This is a genomic window from Limosilactobacillus reuteri subsp. porcinus (assembly GCF_036621895.1).
Lineage (GTDB): Bacteria > Bacillota > Bacilli > Lactobacillales > Lactobacillaceae > Limosilactobacillus > Limosilactobacillus reuteri_J.
The window spans coordinates 16,084-29,178 of sequence record NZ_LN887416.1; the positions used below are offsets into that span (position 1 = coordinate 16,084).

15 protein-coding genes are annotated in these 13,095 nt (G+C 38.8%); 1 reads left to right on the forward strand and 14 read right to left on the reverse strand.

Going from position 1 to position 13,095, the window contains the following annotated elements:
• Window positions 1–55 precede the first annotated feature (55 nt).
• The 8 genes from AACL61_RS05670 to AACL61_RS05705 all read right to left on the reverse strand — a co-directional run bounded on the left by AACL61_RS05670 (window position 56) and on the right by AACL61_RS05705 (window position 7,937).
• Window positions 56–1,216: an MFS transporter gene (locus tag AACL61_RS05670; RefSeq protein ID WP_339111111.1), complete on the reverse strand. Its 1,161-nt coding sequence runs from the start codon at window positions 1,214–1,216 to the stop codon at window positions 56–58.
• A gap of 101 nt (window positions 1,217–1,317) precedes the next feature.
• The gene (locus AACL61_RS05675) at window positions 1,318–1,821 is read right to left on the reverse strand and encodes an O-acetyl-ADP-ribose deacetylase (RefSeq protein WP_102816515.1); all 504 of its coding nucleotides are present in this window, start codon (window positions 1,819–1,821) and stop codon (window positions 1,318–1,320) included.
• 5 nt (window positions 1,822–1,826) lie between these two features.
• Window positions 1,827–2,447 carry a helix-turn-helix domain-containing protein gene (locus AACL61_RS05680; RefSeq protein WP_339111112.1) on the reverse strand — a complete coding sequence of 207 codons (621 nt, stop codon included), beginning with the start codon at window positions 2,445–2,447 and terminating at the stop codon, window positions 1,827–1,829.
• Window positions 2,448–2,591: 144 nt separating this feature from the next.
• Window positions 2,592–4,496, reverse strand: a complete 1,905-nt coding sequence (locus AACL61_RS05685) for a M13 family metallopeptidase (protein ID WP_339111113.1) — start codon at window positions 4,494–4,496, stop codon at window positions 2,592–2,594.
• 73 nt (window positions 4,497–4,569) lie between these two features.
• Complete coding sequence (locus AACL61_RS05690; RefSeq protein WP_019251966.1) at window positions 4,570–4,863, reverse strand: hypothetical protein; 294 nt, start codon at window positions 4,861–4,863, stop codon at window positions 4,570–4,572.
• Between the two features lie 3 nt (window positions 4,864–4,866).
• A complete protein-coding gene (locus tag AACL61_RS05695; RefSeq protein WP_102816329.1) occupies window positions 4,867–6,159 on the reverse strand; it encodes a vWA domain-containing protein in 1,293 nt (430 codons plus the stop codon).
• Window positions 6,156–7,301 (reverse strand): AAA family ATPase, encoded by a 1,146-nt coding sequence (locus AACL61_RS05700; protein ID WP_102816330.1) that lies wholly within the window; start codon window positions 7,299–7,301, stop codon window positions 6,156–6,158. The genes AACL61_RS05695 and AACL61_RS05700 overlap by 4 nt, the downstream gene beginning before the upstream one ends.
• A gap of 3 nt (window positions 7,302–7,304) precedes the next feature.
• On the reverse strand, window positions 7,305–7,937 hold the full coding sequence (locus tag AACL61_RS05705) for a DNA-3-methyladenine glycosylase (protein WP_102816331.1): 633 nt from the start codon (window positions 7,935–7,937) through the stop codon (window positions 7,305–7,307).
• Window positions 7,938–7,999: 62 nt separating this feature from the next.
• On the opposite strand from AACL61_RS05705, the gene AACL61_RS05710 reads away from it, so the two are divergent.
• Window positions 8,000–8,377 carry a DUF488 domain-containing protein gene (locus AACL61_RS05710; RefSeq protein WP_019251962.1) on the forward strand — a complete coding sequence of 126 codons (378 nt, stop codon included), beginning with the start codon at window positions 8,000–8,002 and terminating at the stop codon, window positions 8,375–8,377.
• 294 nt (window positions 8,378–8,671) lie between these two features.
• Here AACL61_RS05710 and AACL61_RS05715 read toward each other — a convergent pair whose 3' ends face one another.
• From AACL61_RS05715 to AACL61_RS05740, 6 genes are all read right to left on the reverse strand, one after another.
• A complete protein-coding gene (locus tag AACL61_RS05715; protein ID WP_003669277.1) occupies window positions 8,672–8,845 on the reverse strand; it encodes a hypothetical protein in 174 nt (57 codons plus the stop codon).
• Between the two features lie 2 nt (window positions 8,846–8,847).
• Window positions 8,848–9,531 carry an NAD(P)H-dependent oxidoreductase gene (locus AACL61_RS05720; protein WP_339111114.1) on the reverse strand — a complete coding sequence of 228 codons (684 nt, stop codon included), beginning with the start codon at window positions 9,529–9,531 and terminating at the stop codon, window positions 8,848–8,850.
• A gap of 5 nt (window positions 9,532–9,536) precedes the next feature.
• Window positions 9,537–9,857, reverse strand: coding sequence for a DUF7671 family protein (locus AACL61_RS05725; RefSeq protein WP_102816333.1), 321 nt, complete (start codon window positions 9,855–9,857; stop codon window positions 9,537–9,539).
• 30 nt (window positions 9,858–9,887) lie between these two features.
• Window positions 9,888–10,847, reverse strand: a complete 960-nt coding sequence (locus AACL61_RS05730; RefSeq protein WP_339111115.1) for an Lreu_0056 family protein — start codon at window positions 10,845–10,847, stop codon at window positions 9,888–9,890.
• A gap of 104 nt (window positions 10,848–10,951) precedes the next feature.
• Entirely contained in the window at window positions 10,952–11,779 is an 828-nt protein-coding gene (locus AACL61_RS05735; protein ID WP_331232055.1) for an Rpn family recombination-promoting nuclease/putative transposase, read from the reverse strand.
• A 177-nt stretch (window positions 11,780–11,956) separates the two neighbouring features.
• Entirely contained in the window at window positions 11,957–13,036 is a 1,080-nt protein-coding gene (locus AACL61_RS05740; RefSeq protein ID WP_102816335.1) for a DHHA1 domain-containing protein, read from the reverse strand.
• Between the last annotated feature and the right edge of the window lie 59 nt (window positions 13,037–13,095).

Genomic DNA, 13,095 nt, shown 5'->3' on the forward strand with positions numbered 1-13,095 from the left:
AGTATTACTGATTCATTATAGCCATTCTTTGCTTACTTTTCAGCAGGTTCAGAGATTATTTTCGGTAAAAACGACGAAGAGCAAAAGATAACCCGATCGCTAAAAGTCCGTACACTGCACCTACATAGCCAAGCATCGTTAAATTAGCAAAGTTAACAGTAGTCGAAGCCGTGAAAGATCCAAGTGAAATTCCAACATTAGCGAAAATCGAAATTAATGATGTTGCTAAAGCTAATGACTGCGGATATTCTTTCTCTGCTACACTAATAAATACCAGTTGAATAGTTGTTCCATATATAATTACAACGACACAAAGAGCTGCTAGAACAAGCATTCCCGTGATCTTATTTCCTAATGCAATCCCAAGAATAAGACTTAATATTGTCATGAGAATAAAGACAAATGGTAATTTTTGAACCCCATTGTGACTCGCAACGATCCCAGCAATTTCGTTACCAATAATACTCATTACCCCTAAAAGAAGCAGCAACCAATTTAAACTAGTTAAGCTAAAGCCCATCACAGTAGTAATTAGCGGCCGGACATAAGTATAGAAAGTATACTGGAGACTTAAGACAGCCACCGTGATTCCAATTCCTAATAAAACACGGTGATCTTTTAATAATGCTAATTGTTCTAAAATACTCCCTTTAACTTGAGGTGTATCAGGAGGAGTAAGCCAGACTAACAATGCAAACACAATTAATGTTAATCCCGAAATGATCCAAAAACTATCGTGCCAGGAAAGTAACGTTGCGATGGTTGTACCAAGAGGAACTCCAATGACCGATGCAATACTAAAACCTGCGCCGACCCACGCTAGAACCATTGGCCGCTTGTCCATTGGTGTAATTATACTAACTAACAAGTTAATTAATGAAATAATGGTTCCAGCAACAGCGGCAGTAATAATTCGCGCAAATAGGAGCCAGCCAAGTGTTGGGGCCATCGCAGTTAAAGTATTACCAATGAAAAAGACGGTCATTAATAGCATAAGAAGCTTATATCGATTCCAATTGCTAGTTAAGGTAGTAATAATTGGCGTACTAATCGCATAGACTCCTGCAAAAGCTGTCACCAAAAAGCCAACTGTGGAAAGTGGAACATGATAACTCCGTGCAATATCTGATAAAACGCCCACAACCATAAACTCATTACATCCCAGCATAAATGCAACAAGAATAAAAGTGAACGATCGCAATTTAGCGTGCTTCACAATAAACCTCCTTTTTAAAACAAAAAATTTTCCGGAAAAAGTCAATCCAGAAAATTATAAACGTTTAACAATTAATTTCCAATAGTTTTGAACTATTTAGCTTAATAAAGTTGTGATTGATAAGCAGCAAAGGTTTTATCATCAAAGCAAACCATCGTTACTTGATCAACATAATTAGCAGTAGGGAGAAAATCTTTAATCGTCTTAATCGCAATTTTTGCTGCCCTTTCAAGCGGGAAAGCATATACCCCTGTACTGATAGAAGGAAAAGCAACCGTCCGACATAAATGTTTATCAGCCAACCGCAAGCTATTGTGATAAGAATTGGCTAACAATTGATCTTCCCCATTATCACCACCATGCCAAATCGGTCCAGGCGTGTGAATAATAAACTTGGCTGGTAAGTTAAAGCCGCCAGTTATCCGTGCTTCTCCCGTTGGACATCCATGAAATTTCTCACAGGCGCCATATAACGCTGGACCCGCTACTTGATGAATCGCACCATCGACACCACCGCCACCCATTAAAGTTGTATTAGCGGCATTAACAATTGCATCAACTTTTATTTTGGTAATATCTCCCTTGATTACGTTGATTACTGACAATAAAATCAACCCTTTCGCTTTTTAAACTGCGGATATAGCCAGACAGTGCAAGTTAAACATAATGCTACCAATACATTCCCTGTTAATGCACCACAGATATATCCAATTCCATTGTCATTTATTGGGACATTGATTGGAAATGTTAACCTTACTTCTAATAATGTTATTATCAGCCACGTTATCCAAATTCCAAGCTTATTTTTTATTTTAGACCAATCAGCATAACTGACTAATATTATAAGACTAGAAACAATAATAAAAGAAATAATCGTAAATAGCGGTTTTAGTGAGTAATGACTCAAAAAGGGTAAAATTGGTTTTAGCATTATAACTACAGCACCGATAACATTCAAAAAATAGCAAAGTACAAAAACTTTGTCCACTCGTTTATTCATTCTGTGCTCTTCTTTATAATTATTTATCATCTCATGATCCTCCCGTAATAAATCATCCAAACTAACATGGTAGAGATCACTTATTTGAACTAACATAAAAATATCAGGATAACTTCGACCATTTTTCCAACTAGAAATTGTTTTACGTGAGATCAACAATCGTTCCGCTACATCCTGCTGAGTCCATTCTTTTTGACGACGATATAATTTCATTTTATCGGCAAATTTCAATAAGTTCTCCTACCTTCAATTCAATTTATTTCCCGGGAAATTAACCATGCTTAAACTTTACCGAAGAAGGCGATATTTGTCACGCTAAGAATCATAGCAAACAAAAAAGGCTGGAGCAACTTCCAACCTTCTGTAAATCTTAAATTACCAAATATGAACCCGATCTTCTGGCGCCCGGTACATTTCATCACCAGGTTTAATTTCAAATGCTGTGTAGAAGTCATCGAGATTTTCTGCTTGAATATTAGCACGTAATTTTTGCGGTGCATGGACATCAATTGAAAGCAGTAATTGCATGTATTGTTCCGTTGCTTTCATTCGCCAAATAGTTGCCCAGTTAATAAAGAATTCTTGGGCATTGAAGTCAGCTTCAGTTTTTGCTGCTTCAAGTGCACAACTAAGGCCTCCTGCATCGGCAATATTTTCAGAAACCGTGAGCTTCCCGTTTACCTTTTGCCCAGCAAATGGGATCCCACCAAATTCTTCAATCATCTTTTGGGCTAATTGCTTAAAGTGTGCAGAATCTTCATCTGTCCACCAGTTATTAAGATTTCCAAACTCATCAAATAATGACCCGTTATTGTCAAAGGCGTGGGAAATTTCATGAGCGATTACTGCACCAATTCCACCATAATTTTGGCTGCTGCTTTGTTTCAACGAGTAGAACGGTGCCTGTAGGATTGCCGCTGGGAATACAATGATATTCTTAAATGGGTGGTAGTAAGCATTGACTGTGGCCGCACTCATTTCCCACCGCATCCGATCAACAGGTTTATTCCAACGACTGAATAATTCTTTATTAGCCGTCACTGTTAATTGATTTAAGTTTGCAATCAATGATTCTTCTTCATCAACCTTAAATTGATCATAAAGAGCAGGGATCTTATCTGGATATCCGACTTGAATACCCAGTTTATCAAGCTTAAGAATAGCCTTATCACGGGTATCCTTACTAAGCCATTGATTATTGGTCAAACGTCCCTTATAGACTTTAATCATTTGCTCAACCATGTGGTGAACGTCTGCCTTAGCTTGTGGTCCAAAGTACTTCTTCCCATAATAATCACCAGCTACTTGACTAAACATGTCGCGGGCAAGATAAAACGCAAATTTACGCTGACTAACTGGTTTCTTGCTACCAGAAAGTGCTCGACCATAACGTCCATTGATTTCACGCATTTCATCATCAAGGTAACTAGCATTTTCGCGGATGACACGAACTAATGCCCAGTTTTTAAAGAGCTCAAAGTTATCTTGTAAGATCTTATTCAGAGCCTTAAAGTATCTCGGTTCTGTCACAATTACTTTTTTCGGTTCTTCCCCAACTAACTGCTTAATTATTGCCGCAATATCAAGTTGATCAGTGGCACTAGCTAGTTCTGCAACCGTTTGTGGATTATACATCTTACTGTAATCAGCCGCTTCTTCAGCACTCTTTACATTTGGCGCAAGAAGGGCATCGAATTTGATTGCATCATCAATGATCTTTTTTGCTTCTTCTTTGCTATACCCCAACTTATCCATCAAGGCTTCCACCATTGAAGACCATAATTGGAGTAATTGATCGTGCTGAGCCTTCTTTTCTGCTTCATAGTAGCTCTTGTCAGGCAAAATAAGCGACGGTGATGAGGCAAACAAAGCATAAACAGTCGCATTCTTCATATTAGCGTCAATATCAAAACTAATCGGTGAAGGCATTCCCGCTAAAATCCAGTTTTTCCATTGAGATTGGTAATCTTCATATGAATTAAGATTCTCTACGCTTGCCAACATCCGTTTAAGCGGTTGCGGGCCAACTTTCTTACGCCAATCAAACTTTTTGGCGAGGCGATATAGTTTAATCATTTCGTTAAAACGCGAATCCTCAGACTTTTCCTTCCCTTCTGCATAGGCATCAAAGTCATCCATCAGTTGCTTGTCAATCTCATCAACAAGGTCATTGAAGCCCCCAGTAGCTGGTTTATCATCAGGAATCTTCGCCGTCTTTAGCCATTCCCCGTTTACTGCTTCGTATAAGTCGTCTTTAATTAATTCGTTATTCACTGCCATGTGCAGGGCCTCCTTAAAAGGTTACATTACTTACTATTATACTATGCTTACTAGGAATTCATGTGAATTTGCTTCAATCTATAAAAGGACTTAATAAAGTTTTCCGAGCACTTTCTGAAAACCATGAGTCATGTTGCATCATTAATTGATTTACTTCCTGGTAACTACTTAAGTCAACCTTGCCCTTAATCAATCCAGCAATTTGGAGCTGCCGAGCAAATTGAACATCTGCGGACTGGAGAACATTTCGAAAGATCGGCTGCTCATCTGGATCCCACCGTTTATTAAGAAGACCAATTGCTCGCTCATATTCCTTACTATGGGTAAGTACCTTTTGCATGGCCTGTGGATTTAAAATTGTCGTCATCAATTATCCCCTCATTTCTAATACTCTTCCCGGTGGCTCTTTTACTGATAATTGATTAGCCTTTGTCATCATTAGCCAATAAACATTTTGATAATGATAATTATTGATTTTTTCCTCTCCCCACCCATCAGTAATTATGATAATTATGCGATTTCGTTTAGTTAGGTGGTGCTGATGGAGATAGTCAAAAATACACTGAAAACTTGTACCCCCGCCACCAGTTCGTCTAAAATCAAGTTTTTTACCATCATGTAGTTTTTGTTTGGTGGTCACCCGGGCATCAAACGAATAAACGTTAGCTGTCAGCTTCGTTTTCTTAAGCATCTTTTCAAGTGTCATTAGTGTTTGAACTATTTCTTGATCGGTGACTGATCCGGAATTATCAACAAAAATGTCAACAGCCGGATTCAATCTCGTAACTTTGCCAGGCAAATCCATTCGCAATGGTTGCCGGCGATTAAAGCGAGCATGCGAATTAACTTGTCCTCGTGCAATCAACCCAAACTGATGCCTAAGAACCTGCCGCCAATCAACTATTTTGGTTTGGTGAGCTTTTTGCAACTGTGATTTTACATTTTCTGGCAATAAACCGCGATCTCGTTGCGGGGTTTGCTTCCAGGAACGATTCAAAATCTGCTTAATATTCGCTAAGCGCACGACCTGATTGCTGACCTGCTGACTTGTCTTAGATTCCTGCCAACCGTTATGAGTATCGGCTGTTTTAACCTCATCTGCCGTTGCATTTCCTTTTTGTTTGCTACCATTCAATTTAAGGCCTGGCTTATGTAGTTTTTCTTGTTGTTCAGCAGGCAGCTGTTCTAATATATTGAGATAATCCTGCGAATCTAATTTTGGCATTAGCTTTTGACGAAGAACTTTTTCCAATTGGCTAAGGGTTACTGTTCCCTGAGGCGGCTCAGTTAAATACTGGTTTACCGCTACATCGGTTGCAATCTGGACTAAATCTCGATGAGGGTAAGAAGCATAACGTAATGGATGCATCCAGATAAGATGAAGAGCTTCATGTTCTAATAAGCTTTGAAGTTCATCATTACGAACGTGCGCTAACTTTTCTGGGTTAATAACCAGTACAAGCCGATTGTCTTCCCACCTCAATCCCATCATTGCGGGTAACTGTAAATCAGTCTCTCGTGAAAGTTGTAACAACACCTCACCAAAAAGGCGTTGTTTTTGGAGGATGCTAATAATTGCCTCCCTAATCCGTTGCGCAGACGTTACATGACTATTGCTTCCGTCATTTTGATGTAAACGTGCTAGGAAGTCACCTAAACTCATCGATTATCACCACGCGTCGCAACCTCCGCAAAGTATTGATAAAGTTGTGCTACAGAGCCTTGAGGATGTTTGATGGCTTGCTCATACATTACTTGCAAGAGGTCAACGAAATCTTCACCAACTGTTTGAACAATCGCATACTGTCCATCCTCACTAACTAATTGGAGATACTTAATAAATAGAGCTGCCTCTTCTTCAGATGCCAACTTAGGACTTAGCCATGACCGTAATACTTGCATTTTGGTTGCTTCATCAGCATTTTCAAACTGCTCCTTGCCATCTTCGGCGTCTTTCAAGGTTTCCACTGTAAGCTCTTGACCCTGTGCAAGGACAAACTGAGCAAAGGCCACCCCTACTTCGTCACCTAAGTCACCACTAAATATATCAGCAGCAAGTTCTTTTTGCATTTTCTGATCTAACGCCTGTAATTGGTCAAGATTGCGGGAAACCCTTTCCCAAGCACGTGGCGTGGGCGCTAAATCTTCATTATTCGGATCAATAACTAATAATTGTTCAGGGTATTGCGTAAGATAGGCGGAAACAAGGTCATTAATTCCAGCAGTCTTGGCCCATTTTAACCATTCAGCCGTCGAACTCGTCATTACTAAACGAACTGTCCGATCTTTAATTGCAGCATCCCCAGTCGCGACACCATATTCACGATCAGTAAAGCCTGTCATCGTAGAATCAGGATTCTCCGCAATAATGATCCGCACTGTGGAAGGCAACTGCAAAGAATTAATCTTTCGTTGAAGGACAAGGTTCATTAGTTCACTTTGAACAGCTTGCGTTCCACGATTAAATTCATCTAAAAACCAAATAATTGATTGATTAGGATGGGCTTCGGCATACTTAATAATGCTAATTAAAGTTTCAGAGTAACCGAATTGTACATTTGCAAGACGACCATAATTCTTCGTTTCAACAAAAGATTCACTGGTCAAGGGGGGAACCGGAATTGCAAGGTCTCCTTTTTCGCTTAAGCTGACAACCGTAGTAAATAATGCCGCATTCAGATTAGCAGCAATTTCACGAACTAAAGCAGATTTACCGATCCCCGCATCCCCGACAATATTCGGAACATTACCCGCATCGAGAACAACGGGAACTGCCGTTAATAGTTGTTGATAAGTTAGCGCCATTATTTACCCCTTCCAACCATGACATTCCAGATCCATGTCTTGTTTTTTCACGTTTGATACATAGGGATTGCCTTTTACATAAAAGCGGCGTGGACTTAACCCATCTTTTCCCTTCAAGTTAACTCCAATCCGCGTAGAAATAGCTATTTCTCCAGGAATTTTATAATTATGTAAATCAACCGTTAGTGGACTTGTTTCCATAGGCTGCCCATCTAAATCCCGTGAATGAATTCCGAGAGCTTGTACTAATTTACCGGGACCGTTAGTAATATTTACCCCTGACATGTGCCGATTTTCGATCATTTTATCGATGTTTAGCGCCGGTTCTATTCCGCGAAGTAAAATTCCTTGAGGTTCCTCTGCATCCTGAACCACAATATCAAAACAATAATGTCCACGGATTTGGTATAGGTAAATATTCCCGGGCATCCCATACAAAGATTCCGAGTAGCCAGTGCGTCGTCCGTTAAAAGCATGTGATGCAGAATCTTTTTCTCCTAAATATGCTTCTGTTTCAACAATATAACCACCAATGATTCCACTTTTAGTTTGGTATTTTACTAGTTTCCCTAAAAGATCCTTCGCAATTTCGACTGTGGGCCGTCCAGTAAAAAATTGTTGATATTTTGTTAGCATATTTATTTTCCTCCTAAAAAGAACTATCCTAAACATAACACTAATTAAAGGAGATCGGCATGATGGAACTAAAAATTGAACGAATTTATACTAAACCTGTTGATTTAGATGGTTATCGTATCCTCGTTGACCGCATTTGGCCACGCGGAATTTCAAAAGAAAATGCACATCTTGATAAGTGGCTCAAAGAAGTCGGACCCAGTACCGAGTTGCGAAAATGGTTTGGTCATGATGTCGCTCGCTATCCAGAATTCAAAGAGCGTTATCTAGCAGAATTAACCAACAATCCTGTTTACTATAATTCATTAAAGGCAATTGTCCAAAGTCAGTTACCAAGCCAAAACGTTATTCTCCTTTACGGGGCAAAAGATGAAGAACATAATCAAGCAGTTATTCTTGCTGACAAGCTTCGAAAAGATTTGCAACTCGCCATAAAATAATATAAATCAATAATTTCGTATTTTTTAGGAATAATTTGTTTTATAATAATATATGAGGATTTTATTCATAATTCTCTAATACCCATTATTTCACTGACTTAGTTATATAAAATCCTTTTGAAGGTATCATACCACAAAGGATTTTTACAAACTTTTTAGTGAGTTTTTCTAATCGTGCAATTAGAATCGCGGGTACCAATAACCCCCTAGTTTCATTTTGAAACAATTATCTGATAAGTTGGAAGTCTATTATTGAAGTGGTAGGTAGACTTCTGCTTTATATTTTTAAATCAATTATTTGTCAGCCCAACTACGACCATCGAGCTCACCGGCGGCATTGACCAGGCGTTGTGCTTGTTTAAGCATTAACTGATCTAATGCCCGGTAAAAAGCTTGATCTTCATATGTTGGGCTATTTTTCATTAATTTTGTTAGTTCTTCATGTGCCCATTGTTGATTCTCATTCATTTTTAGTCATCCTCTTTTTCTCGTAGCCAGCCGATAGAAGTGTGTAAATCATCTAGCTCTTCTTGTTGGTCTTGTAAAAGTGCCAATAATTGTTCTAATTTAGCTTGTTGAAGAAGATCTGACTCTTGAGCAATTTTAACGTTAAGGTGGTCAATAAACCATTGCGTCTGATCGCTAAAATGCAAGAATTTATCTAAGGTCAAATATTGCTGATAGTGGATAAATAATAACTGCTGCTCTTCTTCACTCTGTTGGGCAAATTGATAGATCGGCAATGGTGGCAAATACTTCATCCCCATTGCGTGCGCTAAAGCCTGATATGGTCGTAAAATTTCAGCAATTGTATATCCTTGACTGGCGCCTGGTTGAAAGGCAGAGGCTGAATGAGCAACCGTCGTAACAATCCCCAATTCACGGCCTTTTAGCAAATAGCTACTTGTAAGTTGTGAATTCCATACCGCATCAAGCCATTGCTTTAAGATCGCTGGCGCACTATACCAATACAGCGGAAATTGAAAAATAATTCGGGTTGCCGATTTAAGTAATTCCTGATCTTGAGAAATATCAAAAGGTGTTTTTAATTCATGCCACATAACGTTATTTTCATTATCAGCGGCTGCCTTTAAAAACGATTCAGTCGATGAATTTGCAAGTTGAGGGTGAGCCACTATCACCAGTGTTTTCATCAATTTCACTCCTTTAATTCTGCAAGACCTTGTTTCAGAACATCTTCTGTAACATCGACAGTTAAAAATCGTTGCAGCGGCGTTTCGCTATGACGATCCTTAAAAGCCATTGGTTCTGCTTTTAGAATTACAACAGTCAAGTTATTTTCCGTCAGCATTAACTGACCCGGATGTTTAAATTTCCCCTTAGTATGTTTTCCAGTCCGCCAAGTATGTAATTTTGCCTCGCCATTTTGGTCAAACTTTAACTGGTACTTTCCACTAGCATCTGTTTCCACGGGAATTCCGGTAAACTTTTGAACATCATACTTATCTTTTTTACTCATAATATATCCTTCTTAGTAATTAATCTAATTTTACAGTTCCGCTTTTAATTGGTCCGCATAGGTATTAACCTCATCCTGTTGGTCTTCACTTGTGTAGTAATTATTTATCAAATTCGTAACAGTGGTATGCGTAGTAGTCATTGGTGCCCCTGCCACACTTTGATTTTCAGTTGGTTCAATCATTTTAATTGTGACATCATTGCCTTTACGTTTAAACCAAATATAGCTAGTCGGATCCCCTTGTGTTGTTACATATTGATAATCCGCAACTTCACCATAACCATAATGTGTTCCATAATACATTTCACCATTTTGAACTCCTGCCTTAAACCAATCAGGGTTCTTTAACAATGCAACTAATGTTCCTACCTGCTGAGTAGTTAATCCATCCTTATCCGTAATTGTAACTTTACCACGCATATCAATAATTTGGGTATTTTTTGCCACTTTCAAAACACGGTTAACTTCCCCATGAGTTTTGGCATACGTCACCATTTCAGCGAGTGTTACTCCTGTTTTGCGAATACCGTTACTACTGTTCGCATAGTAAACCTTATTCCCGACGATTGTATAGTAGGTTGAATTTAAACGATCGCCATCTTCATCACTTTGGGAAGTTAATTTAATCGTGTATAAAACTTTGGCGTCCTTAGGATAAGTCTTAGTAGAAGGTCCCTCTCCCCAAGGCACTGCCTCCTTATCATAAATCTTAACCGTTGCTCCCTGATTGTTATTTTCCATATCAGCAGAATAGTCGTAATCATTCGCTCCTGGCATATGCGCATCCCGATAATACAACACAAGCGCAGCAATCTGCTCAGGCGTTAATCGTTCAGCGTTTAGTGCTGCATCATCCCTTGTTTGTTGTGTACTCGATAAAGAACTAGTCACACTGCTTGTTGATCCATTAGTACTTGAGGATGTTCTTCCACAAGCTACCATGACCATCATCGTCAATGAAAGCATCAAAATTAGTGCTATTTTTCTCATAAAGATACTCCCCACAGATCTTATACTTAGAGCCTTATTATACCTTAATCTTTAGGAGTTACCTAAAAAGCCTCCATGATTGATTTGGAGACTTCCTTCTCATTTTATTCAGCAAAATAATCCTTAATTTTCTTGTCTGACAAGTTAAACTTTTCTTTTATTTCTTTTCTGATTGTTGTTTCATCAATATTCAGCTCTCTCATTGCCAAAATAGATGTTTTAATTATTGTCTGCTGATTTTCGTGTAGTTTTTGTTCTCTTTCTTGAATTAGCTGTTCTTTTTCTTTAAGTCGATCCTGACCTTCTTTAATTTCACGTTTACCTTTCTGGAGCTCTCGTTTTCCCTTTTGAAGCTCTCGTTTGCCTTCTAGAAGTTCACGTTTTCCTTCTAGGAGTTCACGTTTGCCATCCCGTATCCTACGTTCACCCTCACGAATCTTTTTCTCACGCATTTCTTGATCCATTTCATATACTGAACGTCGCATGTATTCCGACCTCCATTTCCGGTTCCGCTTTACAACTGCTATTCTCTCCTTTAATTTTACGACAAGCGGATCGGTCGCTTCAACTTCTCGCTGGGCAATCATATCTAAAAACGCCTGCATCTTAGGATCAACATCGTGACGCAAGGAAGGGACGTTAAATAAGATATCGGTTTGACCATCTTCTATAATTTGTTCAGGAATTTCATCTATATGCTTATGTAACACATAGCGTTGCTGACCAAGTTGGAATGGGTCAAAATTGCAGAAGAAAATCACATAGGAATCGTCAGCTTGTTCATATGGCTGCCCTTTATCATGGGCTTCCATTGAGCTGGCAGTTTGATAATAACGAATTCGTTTAGCGATATTGTGGTGATCAGCTACTTGCATCTCAATATCATAATGGTTGCCTTGTTCGTCGGTCGTATAGATATCAATATGATTGATTTACTTTTCAACTAGAACTATGGCTTGGGGTCATGGTTCTTTTTTTGTAAAAAGAAGAGAGTATGGAAAAACTAAAATTTTTCCACACTCTCTTTTCAATTTTTCATATTGATGACTTGAACTATTTAAATTCTAAAACATATAAAAGCAATTTATTACTATGCACTGAAAATACACTTACTTCTTCCCAAACAAAGCTGCCATCTTTGCTGCTACTTCGGGATCAAGATTATCGGCAAGCGTACTTTCATTTGATTTTTGTTCATTTTGCTGATTAGTGATCGTTTGCTTAAGGTCATCAATAACTGCTTGCTCACCAACTTCAATCGGATTAACCGTTAACCGGCCACCTGCAGCATCAGCATGACCGCCACCATTAAAGTATTTTTCAGCAAATTTAGCCACATCTAACTTTCCGTTGCTTCGAAGCGACACGCTAACCGGACTGACTACCAAGGCCGCATCGACTTCTGGATGTTGTACTAATAATTCGTGGGCAATTTCAGATTTATAGTCACTTGCATATACGACACCAAATTTATGATCATCGATATCTGTAATTAAAATATCTTTCAAATGGCTCTTAAGGTACTTTGCCCGCCGTTCGTTTAGTGTCCGAATCAACAGCCGATTTTCTTCCTGATATTGTTGCCAACTGGAATTAAAAACATTTTGGACAAACTCTTCCGAATCTTGGAGGGGGTAAAACCAAAAGAGCTGATCAAAATTATCAGCATCAATTCGCTCCTGCTCATTCATTTCTGGATCATTTTGCCAATCCCAAGTATCATATGCCCGAATCAATTCCACAAGATAAGCAAGGTCTTTTTGCCGTTGCTCATCAACCTTTGCAAAAGATGGCTGTTGTTTTAACCAATCCCATACTAAGCTTGTAGCACTTGGGTTAACTGCTGGATCAGCAGGTACAACACTATTGGCCGCATACTTTTGTCGTAGTTCCGCTTCGCTTTCATGATGATCAAAGACAAGCCAATGATTAGCGAACCGTTCATTCAATAACTTAAATGAATAATCACTATCTGGCGTCATATCCATGATGTAAACATCTGTAAAGCGCCCTACTTCTGCTGTTTGCATCCATCGACTTAATTCTTCATCGATTCGTCCAGCGCCACAGTTTGTCATATCAAACTCTGTATCTTCAAACATTACTGGTTGTAGTGTTTTTAATAATAATGGAGCCCCGAATCCATCTAAATCATTGTGGGAAAATAATTTTATTAACCGTTGTGCCATTTTCAATCCTCGCAATTCTGATTTTGTTTCTTATTATACCGTAGAAAATCGGCTAAACC

Bases quoted from the DNA above. Each gene is read 5' to 3' on its own strand.
- AACL61_RS05685 (WP_339111113.1), bottom strand. From the start codon at position 4,496: ATGGCAGTGAATAACGAATTAATTAAAGACGACTTATACGAAGCAGTA.
- AACL61_RS05690 (WP_019251966.1), bottom strand. From the start codon at position 4,863: ATGACGACAATTTTAAATCCACAGGCCATGCAAAAGGTACTTACCCAT.
- AACL61_RS05695 (WP_102816329.1), bottom strand. From the start codon at position 6,159: ATGAGTTTAGGTGACTTCCTAGCACGTTTACATCAAAATGACGGAAGC.
- AACL61_RS05700 (WP_102816330.1), bottom strand. From the start codon at position 7,301: ATGGCGCTAACTTATCAACAACTATTAACGGCAGTTCCCGTTGTTCTC.
- AACL61_RS05705 (WP_102816331.1), bottom strand. From the start codon at position 7,937: ATGCTAACAAAATATCAACAATTTTTTACTGGACGGCCCACAGTCGAA.
- AACL61_RS05710 (WP_019251962.1), top strand. From the start codon at position 8,000: ATGGAACTAAAAATTGAACGAATTTATACTAAACCTGTTGATTTAGAT.
- AACL61_RS05715 (WP_003669277.1), bottom strand. From the start codon at position 8,845: ATGAATGAGAATCAACAATGGGCACATGAAGAACTAACAAAATTAATG.
- AACL61_RS05720 (WP_339111114.1), bottom strand. From the start codon at position 9,531: ATGAAAACACTGGTGATAGTGGCTCACCCTCAACTTGCAAATTCATCG.
- AACL61_RS05725 (WP_102816333.1), bottom strand. From the start codon at position 9,857: ATGAGTAAAAAAGATAAGTATGATGTTCAAAAGTTTACCGGAATTCCC.
- AACL61_RS05730 (WP_339111115.1), bottom strand. From the start codon at position 10,847: ATGAGAAAAATAGCACTAATTTTGATGCTTTCATTGACGATGATGGTC.
- AACL61_RS05740 (WP_102816335.1), bottom strand. From the start codon at position 13,036: ATGGCACAACGGTTAATAAAATTATTTTCCCACAATGATTTAGATGGA.